This is a genomic window from Bifidobacterium ruminantium DSM 6489 (assembly GCF_000770925.1).
Lineage (GTDB): Bacteria > Actinomycetota > Actinomycetes > Actinomycetales > Bifidobacteriaceae > Bifidobacterium > Bifidobacterium ruminantium.
The window spans coordinates 30136-51565 of the sequence record NZ_JDTK01000012.1 but is presented as its reverse complement, the minus strand read 5'-3'; the positions used below and the strand labels follow the sequence as shown (position 1 = coordinate 51565).

Here is a 21430-nt window from a genome sequence, read left to right as displayed (position 1 = left end):
GTGCTTGAATGGAAACCATGAGTGTTGAAGTGCCCGATACCGACCAGCTGCTGTCCATGACCAGACCAGCGTCATACGGAGACGATACGCCCGATGGAAACGCCCGCGGCGGAGCATTCCACTTGTCCTCAGTGCTTCCAGCCATCTCCAGTGCCATCGGACATCCCATACCGACGACGGTGCACGCCGACCCGAAACACCTGCAGGAGGCGCTTGGCCTGCCCGATGCGAGTTCGGCGGTCGTGGTTCTGGTGGATGGCCTCGGTTATTGGAACATCAACATGAGATTGGGGCATGCGCCATATCTGCGCTCGCTGATGGCTGACAGCGCCAACCAGCGTCCGATCGCCACATGCATGCCCAGCACCACGGTGGCCGCCATGTCCACCTTCGGTACCGGCACCTGCCCCGGACTGACCGGCATGACCGGATACACGCAGCTCAATCCCGACATTGGAGAGATTTGTCAGCTCATATCCTTCAAAAACGCCCCCGCGCCGATGGAATTGCAGCGCCAGCCGACCATTTTCGAACGACTGACGGCGCAAGGCGTTCGCGTCACCAGTTCAGGCTTGCCGAAATTCGCGTTCTCCGCATTGACACAGGCGGCATTGCGCGGCAGCGATTACATCTCCAACGACGATCCTCGCCGACGCATCATGACAGCCGCCAATGCGGCATGGACACCGGGATTGACGTACGTGTACCTGCGCGACACCGATAAGATCGGACACAATTACGGTTGGGACTCCGACAAATGGATCGGCGCGTTCGAACGTGTCGATGCGCAGTTGGGTCTCTTACGGCGCAATCTTCCCAAAGGCACGCTCATGGTCATCGTGGCGGACCACGGGATGATCACCGCGGACCCGGAATGCTGCGTCGATATTGCAGCCGACCCCCGTCTGATGAGGGGAGTGGCGAAGGTGGGAGGCGAACCGCGTTGCGTCATGCTTTACGCCGAAGCCGATGAGAAACCCGAGGACATCGCCGCGAGATGGCGTGAGACGTTGGGGGAGCGGGCGCAGGTGCGCACGCGTCGGCAAGCCATCGAGGAAGGCGTTTACGGACAGGTGGCTTCATACGTGGAGCCGATGATCGGCGACGTGATTGTGTCCTCGGCCGGAGCCACCACCATCGTCGATTCCCGTACGCAAACGGAAAAGGCGATGCATCTGCCCAGCGTCCACGGTTCGCTCACCCGATTGGAATCGGACATTCCCTGTCTGATCGACATCGTCTGAAGCACCCATCTGAAAACGCTTGCCGAGACCTTCGTCTCCTTCAAGCGGGCTTCTTACGAATGAGTGCGGGTTCTTACGAATGAGTGTCGTCAGTCTCCGAACAGGATCTCATCCCAGCTCGGCACCGCGGAACGTCCCGAACGGCGTCTCGTCTTGGTCGTGTTCTGGCTGTGCGGATCCTGCGTCTGCTCCGTTTTGAGCGTGATGGGCGCGGACACTTCCGTGGTTCCGGTTTTCGCGTCCTGGGTTTCATCCGTGGCTTGCGGGGTCTTCGCCTCGGTGGGCAGAAGGCTCGCCACTGTCTTCGGACGATCAGGCAACGGCACATCGTTGTTCGGCTTGGAATTGGACGCATCGAGGACATTCGAGACGGTTTTTCCGCCGTCCGATGGCGTGTCCGCCGTCGTGGGCGGTTCCAGTGTATTCCATGCGGACACCGTCTGCTCGATGCGTGCGGAACGTGCGGAATCTCCAGGAAGATTCAACGAAGTGAGGAATCCTTGATCGACATGCTTTTCGGCATGTCCTTCCCCCGGCGTGTCCTGCTCGCCGATAAGCTTGCGTGCCGCGGAATTAAGGCAGACGACCGCATTGTCATGCATGTTCCATGACCATTCCGCGCACACGGTCCGGCCGGAGGATTCGAATTGCGCGCTGATTTTCCACGGTTCCAATCCACGTCTGGTGGCCTTCCATTTCACGTCTTCCAAACGCACCCGCGCGGCCGCGAACGTGCGCTCGATCAGCTCGGAAAGCGACCGCACCCGGCTTTCCTTCGGCGCGGGAACGGCAAGGAACTGTTCGATCGCATATTGCTTTTCGGTCTCCACCGCCGATGAGAAACGCCGAACGAGCGCTTCACTCAGTCCATAACGTTCCGCGACGCGTGTCGGGCTCGCGCCGGCTCGGATCAGCGATTGAATCTGCGATATCGGTAGAGTTGAGGGGGTTTGGGCCTGATGCTCCTCTTGGGCTTCGGAGCGAATCTGCTTCGCCTCCAAAATGGCTCTTTCAAGCGATTCAGTGACTTTGACGGCGAATTTGCCGGCACCTGAAACAAAGATGAGTTCGCCGGTTTCGCTTACATGATCGAACCGTGCGTCTTCGAGCGCATTCTCAGGCACAACACACCACTTTCCCTTAATTTTTTCTACTAATTCTATTGTGCCCCACGTGTCGGATTTTACGAGTATTTCAATTCGTGTATTCTAGCGGGGGAAAAGTCATGTATTCTATGGCGCATAAGGCACCGTAGATGATGAAAGGAATCTCGATGGCACAGGATTATGATTCCCCGCGCAACAAGGACGAGGACGAGGAGTCGCTCCAGGCTTTGGGCAAAGGTTCTCAGAACAACTCCAACGATATGGACGACGACGAGAACGCCATCGCCGAGGATTACGAGCTGCCGGGCGCCGATTTGAGCAATGAGGACGCTTCGGTGACCGTCATTCCGATGCAGGGCGACGAGTTCATCTGCTCCGAATGCTTTCTGGTGAAGCATCGCAGCCAGCTTGACCACACCACCGCGGACGGCCAGCCGGTATGCAAGGAGTGTGCTGCCTGATGGCGTTCGACGAGGCATACAACGAGCCGGAAAACGTCGAAGTTCTGGTAAAGTCGCTGGATCCCGACCGACCCGCTCAGCTGCATTACGCCCACGCCGGAGACGCGGGCGCGGATCTGCGCACCACCGAAGAGGTCACGCTTGAGCCGTTCCACAGGGCGCTGGTGCCCACAGGAGTGGCGATCGCGTTGCCGGCCGGCTATGTCGCGCTCGTGCATCCGCGTTCGGGTCTTGCCGTCAAGCAGGGTGTCACCGTGCTGAACGCGCCGGGCACCATCGATGCGGGATACCGTGGCGAGATCAAGGTGCCGCTGATCAATCTCGACCCGGAGCATACTGTGACGTTCCATCCGGGCGATCGCATCGCGCAGCTGGTCATCCAACGGTATGTCGAAGCGAAGTTCATCGACGCGCAGACCTTGCCCGGTTCCGACCGCGCCGAGCGCGGGTTCGGTTCGACCGGCGTCGCGTCCTGACGAGGCATACGACCAACGAAGTTTTTTGGAAACACCCGGTTGCGCGACAATGTGGCCGGGTGCTCCCGATATGCGTCGATACGCGGGTACTATAGGGTTCATTCCAAGCGAGGAGGATGAAATGAGCGACATGGATCATGAGGTTCGTTCGGCCCGAATGCTGGGCTGCGAGATCAGCGCGAATCCCCTCGACCCGCTTGAGCCGATTCTGAGGATGTGCGAATACCATCATCCCGGCGAGGATATGAGCATTCTTTCAAGGGCGTACCAACGCGCGGTCACCCAACATTCGTCGCAGCGGCGCAAATCCGGCGAGCCCTACATCATCCATCCGCTTGCGGTGGCGCAGATCCTTGCCGATCTGGGCATGGGACCGTTGGTCGTGGCCGCGGGGCTCCTGCACGATACGGTGGAGGACACCGATTACACGCTTGACGAATGCCGCGCCGAGTTCGGCGACACGGTGACCGGACTGGTCGACGGCGTCACGAAGCTTTCCAAGATGGAATACGGCGATTCCGCCCAGGCCGAAACCATCCGCAAGATGGTGGTGGCGATGAGCCGCGACGTGCGCGTGCTGGTGGTCAAGCTTGCCGACCGTGTGCACAACGCCCGCACATGGCGCTACGTCAAGCAGTCGAACGCGCAGAAGAAGGCGCGCGAAACGCTGGACGTGTACGCCCCGCTCGCCAATCGTCTTGGCATGAACGCCATCAAAACCGAACTTGAGGAACTGAGTTTCAAGGTCCTGTATCCGAAGATCTACAACGAGATTGTGGTGCTGGTGGCGCGCCGCGCCGGCCAGCGGGATGTGTATCTGAAGCAGATTCTCGCCGAAGTCAATGAGGATCTCAGCGCCCAGCACATCAAGGCCTATGTGACGGGTCGTCCGAAGGACTATTTCTCCATCTATCAGAAGATGATCGTGCGCGGGCACGATTTCGCGAACATCTACGATTTGGTGGGTGTGCGCATCATCGTCGACACGATTCAGGACTGCTATGCGGCGTTGGGCGCGGTGCATGCGCGCTGGAGCCCCGTTCCGGGTCGCTTCAAGGATTACGTCGCCATGCCGAAGCTCAACATGTACCAGAGCCTGCACACCACGGTGGTCGGCCCTGGCGGTAAGCCGGTTGAGATCCAGATCCGCACGTGGGACATGCACCGGCGTGCCGAATTCGGCATCGCCGCGCACTGGAAATACAAGGAGAATGGCCAGGCCGGTCGTGCCCTGAGCTCACCGGACAAGTCCGACCGCAAGCGTGGGGAGAACCAGGAGCTGAGCGAGGCCGACAACCTCAAGTGGATCCAACAGCTCGCCGACTGGACGAGCGAGACACCGGATTCCAACGAATTCCTCGGATCGCTCAAGGAGGATCTGGGCGGATCCGAAGTATACGTGTTCACACCGAAAGGCAAGATCGTCTCCCTGCCGGCCGAAGCCACTCCGATCGACTTCGCCTACGCGGTGCACACCGAAGTCGGACACCGTACCATGGGTGCGCGTGTGAACGGACGGTTGGTACCGCTCGACACCAAGCTTGAGAACGGCGACACCGTCGAAATACTTACATCCAAGTCCGAGTCGGCCGGACCGTCACGCGATTGGCTGAGCTTCACCAAAAGCCCGAAGGCGCGCAACAAGATCCGCCAATGGTTCAGCAAGGAACGCCGCACCGAAGCCGTCGAGGAGGGACGCGACGAACTGATCCGTGCCATGCGCAAGCGCAACCTGCCGATCGGCACGCTGATGACGCCGGAAGCGCTGGTCGGTATCGCCGACGAGCTGAATTTCGCCAATGCCGACGCGGTATTCGCGGCGATTGGCGATGGTCAGATCTCCACGCAGAACGTCATCTCCCATCTGGTCCGGGACGCCGGCAGCGACGAGGTCGACGAGGAGGTCGAACAGGAGGCGTTGCCGCTCAAGCAGGTGGAACGCACCAAGAAGACCACCAGCTCGTTGGGCATTTCCGTCAAAGGCGTGGGTGACATCTGGGTCAAGCTGGCCCGCTGCTGCATGCCGGTGCCGGGAGACAAAATCATCGGCTTCATCACCCGCAACCAAGGCGTGTCTGTACATCGCGTGGACTGCCAGAACATGCTCGAACTGGAAAGACGTCAGCCCGAACGCGTGGTGGACGTGCAGTGGACCAGCACCAAGGGCGTGTTCATGGTCAAGATCCAGGTCGAGGCGCTTGACCGTCCGCATCTGCTCAGTGACGTGACGCGTGTGCTGTCCGATCATGGCGTGAACATCATCTCCGGTGCGATCTCCACCGGCACTGACCGTGTGGCCACCAGCCAGTTCAGCTTCGAAATGGCAGACCCGCAGCACCTGAACACGTTGCTTGCCGCAGTGCGCAAGATCGAAGGCGTGTTCGACGTGTACCGTATCACCGGAGCGAAGGATTCCGCGGAACCGCGGCTGCGCAAGATGTGACGGTCCCGATCAATCGGATCGCAGAATGAATGAAGCCCCTCGTCGGAGGGGCTTCATTCATATCGTATGGTGATTTTATTTGAACGCTGTTACTTGAGCACTTCCACGGACACGATGCCGACCGGCTCGGTCGGACGGTCCATGCGATCGGTGTTCACTGCCTCAAGCTTGTCGACGACGGCCTTGGACTCGTCATCGGCGACCTCGCCGAAGATGGTGTGATGACCATCCAGCCACGGGGTCGGCACGGTGGTGATGAAGAACTGGGAGCCGTTGGTTCCATGGATTTTGCCATCCATGCCGCGGCGCAGGCCTGCGTTTGCCATGGCCAGCAGATACGGGTGGTCGAACTTCAGTTCCGGAACGATTTCGTCATCGAAATCGTAGCCCGGGCCGCCGGTGCCGTTGCCCAGCGGGCAGCCGCCTTGGATCATGAAGTCCTTGATGATGCGGTGGAAGGTCAGGCCGTTGTAGAACGGCTCATGGGAAGGCTGACCGGTCATCGGATCGGTCCATTCCTTCTCACCGGTCGCGAGGCCAAGGAAATTGGCCACGGTTTTCGGGGTTTCGTCGTCGAATAGGTTGATTTTGATGTCACCTTCGGAGGTGCTCATGATAACTGTAGTCATGGTCTTAAGTGTCTCATGGGCTTGAGACGGTCATGATGCTTACCAAGCAGAATTTATTTGAGTAACTTGTGGATGTGTATTAGAGCTGCATATAATTTACATAATTCTTATGTAATGCATATTGAGAGGTGGTTGCTATGGCTGTGAAGGAACGGACGACCATTGCATTGGATCCCGAGGTCAAGCGTGAGGCGGCGGACGTGCTTGAGCAGATGGGTTTGAGCCTGAGCTCATTCACGGAGATCTGTCTGCGGCAGGTGGTCCGCGACAAGGGCATGCCGTTCACACCGAGTCTGAGGGCGACCCGATCCGATGGATATCCGGTTCCGCCGGCTCATGACGCGTATCGGTTCGAGCGTTCGAAGAGTACGGGCAACATCGTACTGCCTCAGGACTGGGACGATCCGGCGGACGACATCTACGATCATGCATGAGCCCGAAGTATATGACGTGTGGCTGATGCGCGTCGAGTTCCCCGATCATCCCGGCGTGGGCAAGATCAGGCCCGTCATCGTCACCAGGGTCGAGGGCGATCGGGTCTCGGGTATCGTCGTCAAGGTGACCAGTGTGACGACATGGAACGGTCCGGGTGACGTGCCGTTGCTTGACTGGCGTCAGGAGGGCCTATACAAGCCATCCGTGGCGAGATGCTCGCAGCGTTTCTGGTTTGGCGATGGTGACTTGTTGAAGTATTTCGGCAGGTTGTCGTTGCGCGACGCGAACGACCTTGATGCCGGTCTTGATGCGACGGGTGACATTCCGCCTCACCGTCAGTCGCGTCCATGATGCTTGACGGAGTCAATGGTTTTCTTCCCGGACGTTATCTGCATATCACTGTTTGTGCTCAATCAACAAAAATAGTCGGTGATTATCTGACGTATTCTGCGCGACGTGTTTTCTGACGGTGCCGTCATGGGCAGCGACCTCTACGCCAATGCCATATCCGAATCCGTCAACGGCGCATACGAAACCGCGCTTGTCTGACGGCACCAGCCATCACATTAAAGATTAAGCTTTTCAGTGTCTTTGGTGACTTTGTTGGGAGGGAGAATGGCTCGCTCGTCGAAGTAGGCGATAGGGTTCTTGGAGTCGTTGCGTTCGAGAATTTTGCCAATCCAATTGTCGTAGTCGCCGTGGATTGGCTCGCCGATAAAGCCCATGCGCATATCATCGCGTTTGATGATGCCGTTGATCTTGGCGACGCACGCCACCACGTTGTCGGGAGTCAGGACGAGGCCGAGATCGCAGCGGACCGCCCGGCCAGGTTCGAGTCGCCACCAGCTGTTGCCGGAACGCCAGATTTCTTCGAAGTCGCCTTCCATCTTGGGATCCCATCCCACCAGATGCCGAGTGCCGCCCTCTGGCAGGTCCTCGACCCAGCCAAGTTCTCTGCGGGGGCCAAGTTTCATCGTCACAATTTCAGTCATGCCCCATATCCTACAACCTTGCGTACCTGCCATCTTGAATGAAAGATATATGAAGACCATCCCATGCAATTACCTCATTATTCAGGGGAGGATTGTCTCTAGCGATGCAGAGGGGGGCATTTGTTCACTTTCCAAGAAACAGACGCCCCTCTACGGCACATTCTGCTAATTAGCAGAATAAAGATTTCTGCCTCACTCACTCAACGGGATTGTCGCTATTACGCTCTGCGACAGAGTTGTATCCATGTGGATGCTCATCTTCGCTATGGTATACAGAACTGAGAGTGTCCATCCACCAATGCTCCCGATTAATGATGTCTTTCGGCAAAGCGCGCATATCAAAGATTTCTAGAATCGAGTATTGGAAGTTGTCCACGATATATTTGGCACCCAGCTCCTTGAGACGCTTGTTGCCACCAGAATGATCACCATAGGCATACTCCGACCAACGGGACAATAATCCTTGCTCTGCACCCTTATGTGAGTAGGCAGAACCAACGTAATGCCATCCAGTACGACGGTCGGTTTGCAGGTAAACAGCTTGGACGTTGCCCAGAGCAGTTTTCCATGTATCGTTTCTCACTGCGGCAACTAGCTGCCGATGAGTGAGACACACGTTTTCAAAACCGGGGAAGGGAAGCGAGGAAATTGGAGACTGCGATAAGTGGTCTAGGGTCATGGTTTCCAAGAAACGATTCCGCAACTTATCGTTGCCCATATCGTTCATAAGTTGAGTGGGTCCTTGGCTTTTCTTGTAATACACCACAGCGCGAGCGTCCAACGGGGCATACTGCGGTATTTCTCGGTAGTCGTACGCGACAGTGCCGTCTTCTTTCTGATATTCGCCAAGGACTTCAGAAGCACCTATGAACAGCCATTTCGTCGGGTCTTCCTGGTGAAGTTGGATGAACTGCAGAACTTTCTTCTTCTTGAAAGCTCCCTTCACCTGCTGCCCAGGCCATTGCTTGATAAATACCCACTCCATCAGCTCATCATGCGATGAGTAGTAGGCATCAAGTACATCAAACCAAGCAGGCTTGTTGCCGTTCAACCTGATAGTGAAATCTTTCAGTTGTTCGTTGTCCAATCCAATCAAATCAAGGAACCGAATCGGCGTGTTTGGTGTATCCATCGTTTCTTCCTGCATCATCTGAGTGTCCTTTCCGGTAGTCAATTCTTTTTTGGCGGTTTCGTGCGCCGCCGTCTCTCCTTCGGACTCTGCGAGGATGACGGCGATTTTCGTGTCTTTTTGTTGCGGGTCCAGTGCCAGACCCCAGATGATTAAGGCGTCGTCCTGGACCGCTTCCTGCACGATTGTGACCAATGAGGTGACTTTGGCCAGACCAATATTGGCGGGAGCCCCAATGTTGATCAGCGCCCTATCGCAGCATGACGGGTTGATCCCTTGCGCGGCGAGCGCGTCCGAGAATGCCTTGCTCGGATCATCTCCGGCATTGAACCGTATGATGCGTATAGCCGCGGACGCGCAGATGGAGATGACATCCGGGAAATCAATGTGAATGTAGCTGTTTGTGTTGGTAAGCGATGCGATGATCTCCGCGGTCTGTTTCAGCGCGGTTTCGGCCTTGGCGCCGGGAGACGGGATGAGATGGGCGGCCGGAGTTGCCTCGACGGTGGAAAGGGGAGCTGTGGAGATAGTCAGTTCCGTCTTGTCGTCCTCATTGCGAAACGTGACGATTGAGCGGTCGGCATCGATGTCGGCGGTAAGCATTGCGGATCCTTTCTGTTTTGTCTATTTTCAGTATGTAGAGGGTGAAGTTATTCTCGATCGAAGCCGTCGTCCTGGGGATTCGCACATGACGACTGTGGCGCGTAGGCGTGCACGCGTTCATTGAGCTGGTCGCAGCTCTGTTCCATGGTCTCAAACCACGCGTTGTCGACGGTGAAGCCCTCCTCTCCGAACAGCGTCAGCCGGTATCTCTGGGTAAGATCCCAGTGACTCCCTCAACCGCCGCAGGGATTGCCTGGCGGTCAGGAGACGAATCGCCAGATCGGGAGGCAATGGATCCTCATAGGAGGATTCCGGTTGGTGGCGATTGTTGGGGTCGGAATCGTCATCTTCCTCTCCGTTGTCGAAAATCAGCCATAGCGGATCGACGGCATCCCAGATTCGCTGATACTCCTCGCACTCGAAGAGCTCGGCGTCGACCTCGTCGCCGTCTTCGTCAAGCACTCGCATTTTCTCGGAATCGGTACGTTCGACGGAAAACCATGAGACCTGATACCCCTGGCCGTCACGTTCCCCACGCTCCGGGCACAGTTCCAGCAGGTCCCGCACGTCAATCGCTGTGGAGTCGAACGAACCGACGCAGGCCTCCACGCGCCACCCATCCCAGGCTAGGTCGGACAGCCAGTCGCACACGGTTTGAGCAAGCCTGTCGTTCTGGCTGTTCAGCCATCCGTCGGACCGAGGAAGATGACCGGGCATGCGATTGCATGGGTCGATGACCAGATGCCTGCAGCGGAGCCATAATGTTGCCATCGCTAGTACCTCCTATTTTGTATCAAAGGTATCTTGTATATAAGATACCACATAAGCAGGTATGCTTGTAACATCGTTGTATGGGGAGGAACCGAAGTGAACCACATCATCACGCAACACATGGGCGGCAATGCATCCGCCGACGCACATGGCGGGGAGGACCCATGCGACCTGAATCCGATATATACGGCGATGCTGCAGGTCATGGAGCTGATGGACAAGCAGCGCATCAACCCAGCGGACGGGAACTACGTGCCCAGCGGATTCAAGGAATACGATAAACGCACCAACGGGTTCGCCCGAAGAACCCTCACGATCATCTCTGGATGGACATTGGCTGATTCGAGGAACCTGCAACTGGACATCGTGCGCCACGCAGCCGTGAACGGACTGCCATCCGCCATCTTCTGCCCTCGATTGTCCGGCTGCGAAATCGCGGTGCGTATCATGTCGGCGGAGACCGACGTGCCGATGAAGGTCCTCCTCGCGGACGGCGGCCTCGATGAGGACGAAAGGGGATTATGCGACGCATTCTGCTCGCTGTGCGAGCATATGCCGCTGTATGTCAATTCGGAACGATCCATTACCCTGGACTCCATCATGGATGCCTGCCGCAGGCTGAAAAGAACCGTGGACCTGAAACTCGTGGTCCTGCATCGCATCGACGTCATCGCCGACAATTCAGGCTGCGAATTGGGCAAGGTGCTGGACAGACTCGCATCATTCGCCGACGAGATCGACATCGCCGTCATCGTGACATCGGAAATGGAACGGGGTCGGGTGCGCATAGACGGCAGAAGACCTCTGCTTTTCCACCTCAGGAATTCGGACTCTGTATGCCAGTACGCGGACACCGTGCTCATAGCTCACCGCCCGGGACTGTACAACGACAAGACGGATCCGAACGAAACCGAACTCATCCTCGCCAAGCACCCATGGCTCTCGCCGTGCACATTCAATCTCATGCTCAAACCGGAATACTCAAAATTCACAGGCCAATGACAGGGCCGCGAAGACGCGGATCGCCAGGGGAACCGAAGGATTAAAACCTGCGGCCAGCGATGAAAACGCTTGATGCGCGCTATGTCCGCCACTGCTCCGGGGAACGGCAAACGTTTGGAGTCGCGGTTGGCGGTGTTTCCGGATTATTTTCGGGTGCCTGTAGGTGCCTCGTGGAAAACGAGGGTAATCGGCAGATTTCCCAAGAACGGAAAACCTTGGAATAAAGCCAAAAAACGACCACATGCGATTATCATCAGAGGTGCGCATGATGATGGTAGTCATGGTCCCAAGTGTCTCATGGGCTTGAGACCGGCTGCCGCTGGGTACGTCGATGCGTTCGTGGCTGAGCTCGACGGTCACTTGGAGTACTATTGTGAGGGCTGGTTAAGGAATCCCAAGGTTGGATGAGCCCGAATGAGTGTCGCAGGAGCATGGACATGCTTCATGGGAGATTCGGGGAATCGTCCGCATCGCCAAAATGGATTGCGGCTGGAATAGTGGACTTTGCAACCGGAACATGAAAAGAGGGGCATGATGGCCAATCCCGAGCTATCACAGCGCATACAGGCGCTGCCCGAGGAACTGCTCGACCTTGAGCGCGAGCCGGGAACCGCCGAACGTCTGCGGCGGATCGACGCGCTGAAGGACCGTGCCCGCGCGCTGGAGCCGCTGGACGGCGTCGAGGACATGGCGTTGGAGGATTACGACCGCGACTGGCTGGTGCGGTACACCTACAACTCGAACGCCATTGAGGGATCCACGCTGACCCTGGAGGACACGTCGCTGGTGTTGGAGGGCGAGTTCGTCCCGTCGGATTCGCCGGCACGGTATGTGTTCGCCGCGCGCGGCGTTGCGGACGGCATGGCCTACGTGCGCGAATACGCCCGGGAAGGGCGGAGACTGGATGAGGAGCTGGTCCGTCGCGTCCACGAGGTGACCGCGCTGGACCTCCAGCCGTTCGCCCGCGGCACGTTCCGCCCGTACGGCTATCTGGCGAGGATCACCGCGACCCGCGTCAAGACCGCGGACCCGCTGGAGATCCGCGACGACCTGCAATCCCTGATCGACGGGCTGGACGCAAGCGACGCGCATCCGTTGCTCAGGGCCGCTGGCTTCCACGCGATGTTCGAGAACATCCATCCGTTCATGGACGGCAACGGGCGTACCGGCCGCCAGCTGCTCAACTTCATGCTGCTGAGGCACGGCTATCGTCCCGTGGCGATCAAGTATGACGCCAAGCGCGACTATGCCCGCAGTCTGGAGGCCTGGCAGGTGGACGGCAAGACGGATTCGTTCTGTTCCATTTTCCTTGACTGCGTGGAGCAGGAGGAACACGCGTTCATCGATCTGATCGAGGGATTGCGCCGCGGACCAGGGAAGGAGACAATCGGACGAAGCTCTGTCTAAGGGTTGCCGGTTTCGCTGGAATCTAAGGAAAAGGAGGTGTGATGTTCGGAACGATATCTGAATCCGAAATGCGCCGCCGCGCGGAGAACATCGGACTGTTGGTGCAGTCAGTGCGATTGGAGGGCGGCGATGTTACGAGGGCCTTCATGCGCGATGCCGGAGAATACGAGCGGGGGAGCATCGGCAGTGCCGAGCCTCTTTCCTGTACCCGTCGCCGTTATGGACTGGAGTGACGATGGCGCGCGTCTCCGATCCCTACCTGATTCCGGGAGCGAACGTGCTACGGAACCTTGTGAGTGCCACGGACAAGGATGCGTTGGCGGCCGCGGGGCAGAGATGATTCTCGGGGACGCCGGACAGGAATGTCGAAATATCTAAAAGGGCATTGCCTGTCGTTGGTGGGAGGTCTTGAATGGGAATAGATCAGTTGGACCGGTCACCGTTGACTGGTCGGTGGGAATCAGTCGAGATTATTCTCGGGTGCCTGTAAGTGCCTCGTGGGAAACGAGGGTAATCGGCGGGCTTCCCAAGAGTGGAAAACCTTGGAATAGAGCCAAAAACAGTCGACCACGGTTATCATGCGAAATGCGCACGATAACCGTAGTCATGGTTCCAAGTGCCTCATGGGCTTAAGACCGGGGGAGAGGCGTTCGTGGCGGGTTTCGCGACCGCGTGTTGGAAAATGCGCGTCGGGAACGTAAGGTCATGGTATGGGTTTGTTGAATCTTGCGGAACAGGTGGTCCTGTGGTGGATGTGCTACTCCTGCATCGGCTGGGTGTGGGAGACCGGGCTTAACTTGGTGCTGAAGCACAAGTGGGTGGATCGTGGCGCGCTGAACGGCCCGATCTGCCCGATCTACGGTAACGGTGCGCTGCTGGTGCTCCTGCTGCTGCACGACGTGACCAATCCGGTGGCGTTGTTCCTGGGAAGCGGCGTCATCGCCTGTACCTTGGAATACGTGGTGTCGTGGCAGTACGAGCGGCTGTTCCATATTCGGCTTTGGGATTACACCGATAAACCGTTCAACATCAACGGCCGCGTCTATCTGAACGGATTCCTGACGTTCGGCTCGGGCGCCACGCTGGTTAAACTGGTCGTGCAGCCCTGGCTGGCGCAACTCACCGCCACCATACCCCAACCGTGGCTTCATATCGCGGCCTGGGGTCTCTTGGCCGCCACGTTCGTCGACTGGCTGGCCAGCACCATGGGCATGGCCGACATGGACAACAGGCTCGCGCGGCTCGGCGAGGATGTCAAGGCCGGGCGTCTGGAGGCGATCGACAAGGCGAACGACGATATGGCCGAGGCGAACGCGCGCATGGAGCATCGTCTTGCACAGGTTCAGCGGTCCGCTCAGGAACGTATTGACCAGACCCGCGAGCGTATCGATGGCACGATCGCCGATATTCGTACGGTCGGGCGAAAAGACAAGCCTGCCGCGTTGGACAGGCTTACCAAGGAGCATGTGCGTCGTGCGTTGAGCCGTCAGCAGGTTCGTCTGCTTCGGGCGTTCCCTTCCTTGCGTTCGTCGATGCATCGTGAGCTGACCGACCGCATCCACGATTTGCTGGAGCGTTGACGGTCTCCGTTTGTGGAGGACGTCTGGTGACTATTGTGGTATAAAGACGTGTGCCGAACGATTCGGAAAAGAGGAATGAACATGTCGATGAAGGATACGCTGAAGAAGGCCAAGATCGCGGCGATGAAGGCCAAGGACAAGGCCAAGCTCAATCCGATCAACCTGACGTTGGCGGACATTCAGAACATGGAGATCGCCAATGGTCATGAGGCCACCGACGAGGAGGTGCTGAAGGTCATCCAGAAGGGTGTCAAGACCCGTCGTGAGACCGCCAAGCTGTATGAGGACAAGGGACTGGCCGACAAGGCCGCCCCCGAAACCGCCGAGGCGGATTTCCTGGAAACCTTCCTGCCGGCGGGTGCCACCGATGAGGATTACGCCAAGGCCATCGCTGATGCCATGGCGGAAGTGCAGCCGGCAGGCCCCAAGGATATGGGTCGTGTCATCAAGGCGGCCCGCGCCGCTCTTGAGGGCAAGACCATCGATGGAGGCAAGCTGGCCGGTCTGGTCAAGGCCGAACTCAACAAGTGATTTTCCGGCCGTATATGGCCTTATAGGGGAATCGGGTCCAGACGGATTGCGTCTGGACCCGATTCTTTTGTGAATGGACGTTCGGTGGAATGTCTCAGCGTTCGTGATGGTCAATGCGGTTGGACACCACGTCGCCGATGGTCTGCACGATCTGCACGAGAATGACGCACAGGATCACGGCGACGGTCATCACGTCGTACTGGTAACGCTGGTAGCCGTATCGGATGGCGATATCGCCCAAGCCGCCCGCGCCGACGGTGCCGGCCATGGCGGAGAAGCCGAACAGGGTGATGAACGTCAACGCGGCACCGCGCACCAGTGATGGCAGGCTTTCGAACAGCAGCACCTTGAACACGATCTGCAGATTGCTGGCGCCGAAGCTTTGCGCGGCCTCCACCAGACTGCCGTCCACTTCGGCAAGCGACTGCTCCACCACGCGTGCCACGAACGGCGCCGCGGTGATGACCAGCGGCACTATGGCACCCGGTACACCGAGCGAAGTGCCGACAATCAGTCGCGTCAACGGAATGATGGCCACCAGAAGGATGATGAACGGCACGGAACGCACGATGTTCACGATCCAGCCGAGCACGGTGTTGAGTGGCGCGTTCGGGCGGATGCCCTTCTTCGCGGAAGTGATGAGCAGCACGCCGATCGGCAGGCCGATCACATACGCCAGCAGTGTTGCGACGGCGGTCATGATGATCGTGTCACGCACGCCTTCGACCAGCAGTTCGCCGTAATCGGCGATGAATTGCGAGATAATCTGTCCCATTTCACTTCACCTCTTCCTTGGCCGGCGCGTCCGTCGGATTGTCGGACGAAGCGGAATCATGCTTATGGCGATGGTTTTCCACCTTCGCATCGGCGATCAGCGTCTTCAGAATGTCGCTTTGCGGATTGGCGAACAATTCCTCCGTATCGCCCATCTCCACGATTCGACCGCCATCGATCATGGCCACACGGTCGCAGATGTTGCGTGCCACGGACAGCGAATGCGTGATGACGACCAGCGTCACGTTGAGCTCGCGGTTGATACGACGCAACAGATCGAGAATCTGCGCCGTGGTGGTGGAGTCGAGCGCGCTGGTGGCCTCATCGCACAGCATGATGGACGGATTGTTGGCCAACGCGCGTGCGATGGCCACGCGCTGCTGTTGGCCGCCGGACAGCTGGCTCGGGTAGCGGTCGGCCAGATCGGCCAATCCGACCAGGTCGAGCAGGTAGCGGGCACGTTCCTCACGCTTGGCTTTCGGCGTGTGGTTGAGTTCCAGCGGGAACGTTACGTTGCGTAGCACGGTGCGCTGTTGAAACAGGCTGAAGTTCTGGAAGATCATGCCGATTCCGGCGCGCACGTCCGCCAGCTCCTTGCCTTTCGCGCCGGTGATGTCACGTCCGTCGATGAGCACCTTGCCGGAAGTGGGACGCTCCAGCAGGTTGATGCAACGCACCAATGTCGATTTGCCCGCGCCGGACGAGCCGAGAATGCCGAAGACCTCACCCGAATCGATGGTCAGGTTAATGTCGTGCAGCACCTCATGCGCTTCGGCGCCACTGCCGTAGCTTTTGTGCAGATGGTCGATCTGAATCGTCATAATGTCCTGTTCCTGTTTTCATGTTTCCATAGCAAGAATGCCGCAGGACATACTATCCTGCGGCATTGAATTGTCGGCAGCCGAAGCGGTCGGCCTTAGAAGACCGGCACCACAGCGCCCTTGTAATTCTTGTTGATGTAGTCGCGTACCTCGTCGGACTTCAGAGCCTTCTTGAGCTCTTTGGTCTTGGCGGTGTTCTCGTTGCCTTCCTTCACCACGAGAATGTTCTGGTAGGTTTTCGCGGCCAGGCCGCCGGCCTTTTCGGTGACCAGCGTGTCCTTGGTCGGGTCGAAGCCGGCCTGGATGGCGTAGTTGCCGTTCAGGGCCGCGATGTCGACATCCTTGATGACGGTCGGCACGACGGCGGCCTCAAGCTCCTTGAACTGCAGGTTCTTCGGATTGGAGGTGATGTCCTTCGGTGTGGCGTTGATGTCCTTCGGATCCTTCAGCTTGATCAGGCCGGCATCCTGCAACAGCAGAAGCGCGCGGGCCTCGTTGGTGGCGTCGTTCGGCACGGCCACGGTGGCGCCGTCCTGAAGGTCCTTCAGCTCCTTGGTCTTGCCCGGGTACAGGCCGAATGGCTCGAAGTGGATGCCCTCCACGGACACCAGATGCGTGCCCTTCTCCTTGTTGAAGTTGTCGAGGTACGGCTTGTGCTGGAAGTAGTTGGCGTCAACCTCGCCATCCTCGGTGGCGGTGTTCGGCTGCACGTAGTCGGTGAATTCCTTGACGACCAGCTTGTAGCCGTCCTTCTCGACGAGCGGTTTGACCGCCTTGTTCAGGATCTCCGCGTGCGGGGTCGGGGAGGCGGCCACGGTGATGGTCTTGTCGTCCTCCTTGGAGGCGGCACCGTTGGAACCGGAATTGCCGCAGCCGGCCAGACCGAAGGTCGCGAGCGTGGCGGCGGCGAGCAGCGCGCCGAGAATCTTCTTGTTACGCATGGTTGAGTTCCTCTCTCTCAATTTCGCTATACGGTCCGTCCGCTTGCCGCGGTTGTGGGCCAACGATTGACCAATATAGAGGAACCCGTGACGGCAACACGGCGCACGCTTATCGGAATTACTTATAAAGGGTGCGAAAACCGCAGGAATTTACGGAAAACGCGTGCGGGAATCGCAAGAAAAACTCTGTAAAAAGCGCTTTACAGAATACCGAAATGCTTCAACGCGTTCGCGATGCCGGCGTCATCGACATTATCGGTGACGTAATCGGCCACCGACTTCGGCTCGTCGGTCGCGTTGCCCATAGCCACGCCGATGCCGGCATAGCGCAGCATGTCAACATCGTTGCCGCCGTCGCCGAATGCGATCGCATTATCCTTCGTCCAGCCGAAATGGTCGAGCACCACCCGCATGCCGGCCGCCTTGCCGCCGTCGGCGGGAATCAGGTCGGTGAAGGCCGGGTGCCATCTGACACCGCGCACGTTGCCGCACATGCCGGCGATTTCCGCTTCCGTCGCCTCGTCCACATATGGGCTGATCTGGAATGTGCGATGGTCCCCGATACGTTGCAGCGGATCGCATATGTCGATTTTCGGCGCGGTTTTACCGAGACTGTTCCACGTGCTTTCCAACGTTGCGTTGGTCCGGTTGAAATACCCGTAGTCGCTTTCCGCATAGTTGGCGATCACGTCGGTGTGCTCCTCCAGCCAGGAGGTGATGATCTCCACGTCGGCCTGGTCGATGGGATGCTGGTAGCTCAGACCGTCGCGAGTGGTGCAGTATTGGCCGTTGAGGCCCACGATGCCGTCGAACCGTACGGGAATGGTGTCCAGCACCACGCCCATATAGGAGGGTGCTCGGCCGGAACAGATGAACACCTTCACGCCATTCTCCTGCAACGCGTGCAGCGCGTCGATGGCCGACTGCGGCACCACATGCGTGACGAAGCTCGTCAACGTGCCGTCGATGTCGAAAAACGCAGCCCTGATGTCCGATCCCATGCCGACCTCCTCATGAATGTCCCGTGTTAGATCACTTTCCAGCTTACGGGAGGATCCGGGGAAACGCCGTCGACGACATGAAACCACGGACGCGAAAATAGGAAAAACGTCCGCATATGCCTACAATCGACAACCATGAGCGAACATATCGAGATTACGCCGGAGATCATCGAAATCCGACACTACCTGCACGCGCACCCCGAACGCAGCTTCAAGGAATACGAGACAAGCGCCTACATCGAGAAACTGTTGCGCGCACACGACATCGAGGTGCTCAACAATCCGCTGGAGACCGGCGTGGTCGGCCTGATCCGCGGCGAACAGCCGGGGCCGCGCATCGCACTGCGCGCCGACATCGACGGCCTGCCCATCCAGGAGGACACCGGTCTGCCGTTCTCATCCGTCAACGACGGCGTGATGCACGGCTGCGGCCACGACCTGCACATGTCGTACATGCTCGGTGCCGCGTTCTGGCTCGCCAAGCGCCGCAAGCGCATCAAGGGGTCCATCAAACTGCTGTTCCAGCCCGCCGAGGAACTTGGCCTCGGCGCGAAGGCCATGGTCGACGCGGGACTGCTCGCCGACGTATCAGCCGCCATCGGCGCGCACAACAACCCGAACTACGCGCCCGGACAGATCGCCGTCGGCCCCGAACCGATGATGGCCGGCTGCGTGAAATTCCATGTAACCCTGCACGCCACCGGCTCCCATGCCGGCTATCCGCACAAGGGCACCGGCCCGATCGAGGCGCTCGCCACCATGGTCCTCGCATTGCAGACCATCGTGAGCCGCAACGTCTCGCCGTTCCATCCGCTCGTACTGTCCATCACCGAGATGCACGGCGGCCACGTGTGGAACGTCGTACCCGACAAGGCGAGCTTCCAAGGCACCGTACGATACTTCCACGAGTCCGACGGTGAACTGGTGGAGAAACGCTTCAAACAGCAGGTCCAATCCATCGCCTCCGGATACGGCATCACCGCCGACATCGATTGGGACGATTTCCAGAACCCGCTCGTCTCCGATACCGAACTGTCCAAAATCGTCGCCGACAGCGTACGCGACTACGCGCAGCTCGAACCCATCCGCCCGTCGATGGCGGGGGAGGACTTCTGCGATTTCATGCCCGTCACCCTGCCGGTATTTGCCTTCATCGGCTCCAATGGCGAAGAAGGCTGCCCCGACTGGCACAGCCCGCACTTCATCGGACTCGACGAATCGCTGCAGACCGGCGTGGAATTCTACGCCAACGCGGCATTGACGGTACTCAATGAACTCTCATGACGCGCCGCGTCCACTCGCAACCCATGATCGCGGACGGACGCGATCGCTGAAAAACAAACGTCCAACAAACCAACGGTAAGCTAGGCAGATATGACAGACATTCGTTTCGCACTCGCCCAGATCGACACCTGCGTCGGAGACCTCGACGCCAACGCCGACAAGGTCATGCACTACACGCACCTCGCCGCACGCAGCAACGCACGCGTGGTCGTGTTCCCGGAGATGACCCTGACCGGATACCCCATCGAAGATCTCGCCCTGCGCGCCACCTTCCGCAAGGCCGCATGGGACAAAGCCAACTGGCTCGCCACGAAACTGGCGGCAGACGGGCTGGGGGGCCTGTATGTGGTGGTCGGCACCGTGGGCACCGACCGTGAGAATTCCAAGCCGCGCAACCGGCTCGTCGTGTTGCACGACGGCGTGGTCTGGGCCGGCTACGACAAGCACTTCCTGCCCAACTACGGCGTGTTCGACGAATTCCGTATTTTCAGCCCTGGCAACAAATCCATGGTGCTCGACGTAGACGGAGCCCGCATCGGCGTGGCCATCTGCGAGGACATCTGGCAGGACGGAGGCCCCGTGGCCGAACTCGCCAAGGAGAACATCGACCTACTGCTCACCATGAACGGCTCGCCATACGAGGAAGGCAAGACCGACACGCGATTCGACCTCGCCGTGCGACGCGCCGCCGAAGTGCAAGCGCCATTGATCTACCTCAACCAGGTGGGCGGCCAGGACGACCTCGTCTTCGACGGCGGCAGCTTCGTTGTGGACACCGACGGCACCCTGCTTGAGTGCTCGCCGATGTTCATGGAGGATCTGAGCTTCTTCGATTTGGACACGTCCGCGGAGCATCAGAAGGTCGGTACAATCGCAGCCAAACCCGATCCGGACGAGGAAGTGTACACCGCCTGCGTGCTGGGTCTGAAGGATTACATGGCCAAGAACCATTTCAAGGGCGTGTGCCTGGGCCTGTCCGGCGGCATCGATTCCGCGCTCGTGGCTGCCATGGCGGCCGACGCGGTGGGCGGCGAAAACGTGCACGGCATCTCCATGCCGAGCATGTACTCATCCGACGGCTCCAAAGACGACGCGGCCGATTTGGCGCGCAACCTCGGCGCGCATTACGACATCCAACCCATCGAGCCACTGTTCGTCTCCTTCCAGCATCAACTGAAATTGGAAGGAGTCGCCGCCGAGAACCTGCAAGCACGCATCCGAGGCGTGATCGTCATGGCCTACTCGAATTCCAAGGGGCTGTTGGCCGTGGCGACCGGCAACAAGTCGGAGTTGGCCTGCGGCTATTCCACGATTTACGGCGATGCAGTCGGCGGCTACGCTCCGATCAAGGACCTGCTCAAGACCCGCGTGTGGGAGATCTCCCGCTGGCGCAACAAGGCCGCCGCGGCCGGTATGGGCATCGGGGGACTCCACATCGTAGGCAACGAGCAGGGGAGCGCCGGCGTTCCCCTGCCGGACGGCGTGATGATTCCCGTCAACTCGATCGAGAAGGCGCCTTCCGCCGAGCTGCGTCCAGGCCAGAAGGATTCCGATTCGCTACCGGAGTACGCGCTGCTCGACCAAGTGCTGGCGATGTATATTGAACATGCGCATGGCCGGGCCGACCTCCTTGCCGACGGCTTCGATGAAGCGACAGTGGACACGGTCATGCGGCTGGTGGACCGCGCCGAATGGAAGCGTCGCCAGTATCCGCTTGGCCCGAAGGTGACGGCGTTGGCGTTCGGCCGTGACCGTCGTCTGCCGGTGACCAACGCGTTCCGTGAGTAAGACGAAACGCGT

23 protein-coding genes and 1 pseudogene are annotated in these 21430 nt (G+C 58.8%); 14 read left to right on the top strand and 10 right to left on the bottom strand.

Going from position 1 to position 21430, the window contains the following annotated elements; translation table 11 throughout:
* The first annotated feature begins 17 nt into the window (after window positions 1–17).
* Complete coding sequence (locus tag OU26_RS05870) at window positions 18–1244, top strand: alkaline phosphatase family protein (protein WP_026646098.1); 1227 nt, start codon at window positions 18–20, stop codon at window positions 1242–1244.
* A gap of 89 nt (window positions 1245–1333) precedes the next feature.
* Here OU26_RS05870 and sepH read toward each other — a convergent pair whose 3' ends face one another.
* Window positions 1334–2368 carry a septation protein SepH gene (gene sepH / locus OU26_RS05865; RefSeq protein WP_026646097.1) on the bottom strand — a complete coding sequence of 345 codons (1035 nt, stop codon included), beginning with the start codon at window positions 2366–2368 and terminating at the stop codon, window positions 1334–1336.
* Window positions 2369–2517: 149 nt separating this feature from the next.
* Here sepH and OU26_RS05860 point away from each other — a divergent pair, with 149 nt between their 5' ends.
* From OU26_RS05860 to OU26_RS05850, 3 genes are all read left to right on the top strand, one after another.
* Window positions 2518–2811, top strand: coding sequence for a DUF4193 domain-containing protein (locus OU26_RS05860; protein WP_026646096.1), 294 nt, complete (start codon window positions 2518–2520; stop codon window positions 2809–2811).
* Entirely contained in the window at window positions 2811–3287 is a 477-nt protein-coding gene (dut, locus tag OU26_RS05855; protein WP_026646095.1) for a dUTP diphosphatase, read from the top strand. The genes OU26_RS05860 and dut overlap by 1 nt, the downstream gene beginning before the upstream one ends.
* A 121-nt stretch (window positions 3288–3408) precedes the next feature.
* Entirely contained in the window at window positions 3409–5730 is a 2322-nt protein-coding gene (locus OU26_RS05850; protein WP_026646094.1) for a RelA/SpoT family protein, read from the top strand.
* Between the two features lie 89 nt (window positions 5731–5819).
* On the opposite strand, the gene OU26_RS05845 is transcribed toward OU26_RS05850, so the two are convergent.
* The gene (locus OU26_RS05845) at window positions 5820–6359 is read right to left on the bottom strand and encodes a peptidylprolyl isomerase (protein WP_026646093.1); all 540 of its coding nucleotides are present in this window, start codon (window positions 6357–6359) and stop codon (window positions 5820–5822) included.
* Between the two features lie 137 nt (window positions 6360–6496).
* Here OU26_RS05845 and OU26_RS05840 point away from each other — a divergent pair, with 137 nt between their 5' ends.
* Together OU26_RS05840 and OU26_RS05835 are read left to right on the top strand one after the other, a co-directional pair.
* Complete coding sequence (locus OU26_RS05840) at window positions 6497–6793, top strand: type II toxin-antitoxin system RelB/DinJ family antitoxin (RefSeq protein ID WP_014485575.1); 297 nt, start codon at window positions 6497–6499, stop codon at window positions 6791–6793.
* On the top strand, window positions 6786–7145 hold the full coding sequence (locus OU26_RS05835) for a type II toxin-antitoxin system PemK/MazF family toxin (protein WP_014485576.1): 360 nt from the start codon (window positions 6786–6788) through the stop codon (window positions 7143–7145). Before OU26_RS05840 ends, OU26_RS05835 begins: the two co-directional genes overlap by 8 nt.
* Before the next feature lie 215 nt (window positions 7146–7360).
* Here OU26_RS05835 and OU26_RS05830 read toward each other — a convergent pair whose 3' ends face one another.
* From OU26_RS05830 to OU26_RS09475, 3 genes are all read right to left on the bottom strand, one after another.
* On the bottom strand, window positions 7361–7786 hold the full coding sequence (locus OU26_RS05830) for a hypothetical protein (protein ID WP_026646092.1): 426 nt from the start codon (window positions 7784–7786) through the stop codon (window positions 7361–7363).
* Between the two features lie 196 nt (window positions 7787–7982).
* Window positions 7983–9518 carry a cell division protein FtsZ gene (locus tag OU26_RS05825; RefSeq protein WP_033498969.1) on the bottom strand — a complete coding sequence of 512 codons (1536 nt, stop codon included), beginning with the start codon at window positions 9516–9518 and terminating at the stop codon, window positions 7983–7985.
* Window positions 9519–9668: 150 nt separating this feature from the next.
* Entirely contained in the window at window positions 9669–10289 is a 621-nt protein-coding gene (locus tag OU26_RS09475) for a hypothetical protein (RefSeq protein WP_237743744.1), read from the bottom strand.
* 96 nt (window positions 10290–10385) lie between these two features.
* On the opposite strand from OU26_RS09475, the gene OU26_RS05815 reads away from it, so the two are divergent.
* Complete coding sequence (locus OU26_RS05815; protein ID WP_026646090.1) at window positions 10386–11291, top strand: DnaB-like helicase C-terminal domain-containing protein; 906 nt, start codon at window positions 10386–10388, stop codon at window positions 11289–11291.
* Here the strand turns inward: OU26_RS05815 and OU26_RS10280 are convergent.
* Window positions 11271–11573, bottom strand: a complete 303-nt coding sequence (locus tag OU26_RS10280) for a hypothetical protein (protein WP_162164121.1) — start codon at window positions 11571–11573, stop codon at window positions 11271–11273. The two genes, OU26_RS05815 and OU26_RS10280, sit on opposite strands and share 21 nt — an antisense overlap.
* A 252-nt stretch (window positions 11574–11825) precedes the next feature.
* On the opposite strand from OU26_RS10280, the gene OU26_RS05805 reads away from it, so the two are divergent.
* The 5 genes and pseudogenes from OU26_RS05805 to OU26_RS05790 all read left to right on the top strand — a co-directional run bounded on the left by OU26_RS05805 (window position 11826) and on the right by OU26_RS05790 (window position 14809).
* Window positions 11826–12698: a Fic family protein gene (locus OU26_RS05805; protein WP_193345873.1), complete on the top strand. Its 873-nt coding sequence runs from the start codon at window positions 11826–11828 to the stop codon at window positions 12696–12698.
* A gap of 41 nt (window positions 12699–12739) precedes the next feature.
* The gene (locus OU26_RS05800; RefSeq protein WP_026646088.1) at window positions 12740–12931 is read left to right on the top strand and encodes a hypothetical protein; all 192 of its coding nucleotides are present in this window, start codon (window positions 12740–12742) and stop codon (window positions 12929–12931) included.
* Window positions 12932–12933: 2 nt separating this feature from the next.
* Window positions 12934–13026: pseudogene (locus OU26_RS10680) on the top strand (Fic/DOC family protein); the annotation flags it as partial.
* A gap of 382 nt (window positions 13027–13408) precedes the next feature.
* Entirely contained in the window at window positions 13409–14278 is an 870-nt protein-coding gene (locus tag OU26_RS05795; protein WP_026646087.1) for a putative ABC transporter permease, read from the top strand.
* 81 nt (window positions 14279–14359) lie between these two features.
* A complete protein-coding gene (locus OU26_RS05790) occupies window positions 14360–14809 on the top strand; it encodes a GatB/YqeY domain-containing protein (protein ID WP_026646086.1) in 450 nt (149 codons plus the stop codon).
* Between the two features lie 94 nt (window positions 14810–14903).
* Here OU26_RS05790 and OU26_RS05785 read toward each other — a convergent pair whose 3' ends face one another.
* The 4 genes from OU26_RS05785 to OU26_RS05770 form a co-directional block, all read right to left on the bottom strand.
* Window positions 14904–15584: a methionine ABC transporter permease gene (locus tag OU26_RS05785; RefSeq protein WP_026646085.1), complete on the bottom strand. Its 681-nt coding sequence runs from the start codon at window positions 15582–15584 to the stop codon at window positions 14904–14906.
* A 1-nt stretch (window position 15585) separates the two neighbouring features.
* Window positions 15586–16404: a methionine ABC transporter ATP-binding protein gene (locus OU26_RS05780; protein WP_026646084.1), complete on the bottom strand. Its 819-nt coding sequence runs from the start codon at window positions 16402–16404 to the stop codon at window positions 15586–15588.
* Window positions 16405–16499: 95 nt separating this feature from the next.
* A complete protein-coding gene (locus tag OU26_RS05775) occupies window positions 16500–17345 on the bottom strand; it encodes a MetQ/NlpA family ABC transporter substrate-binding protein (protein ID WP_026646083.1) in 846 nt (281 codons plus the stop codon).
* Between the two features lie 200 nt (window positions 17346–17545).
* Window positions 17546–18346 carry a Cof-type HAD-IIB family hydrolase gene (locus OU26_RS05770; RefSeq protein WP_026646082.1) on the bottom strand — a complete coding sequence of 267 codons (801 nt, stop codon included), beginning with the start codon at window positions 18344–18346 and terminating at the stop codon, window positions 17546–17548.
* A 135-nt stretch (window positions 18347–18481) separates the two neighbouring features.
* On the opposite strand from OU26_RS05770, the gene OU26_RS05765 reads away from it, so the two are divergent.
* Both OU26_RS05765 and OU26_RS05760 read left to right on the top strand, forming a co-directional pair.
* Window positions 18482–19630, top strand: coding sequence for a M20 metallopeptidase family protein (locus tag OU26_RS05765; protein WP_026646081.1), 1149 nt, complete (start codon window positions 18482–18484; stop codon window positions 19628–19630).
* A gap of 90 nt (window positions 19631–19720) precedes the next feature.
* On the top strand, window positions 19721–21418 hold the full coding sequence (locus OU26_RS05760) for an NAD+ synthase (protein ID WP_026646080.1): 1698 nt from the start codon (window positions 19721–19723) through the stop codon (window positions 21416–21418).
* Window positions 21419–21430: the final 12 nt, after the last annotated feature.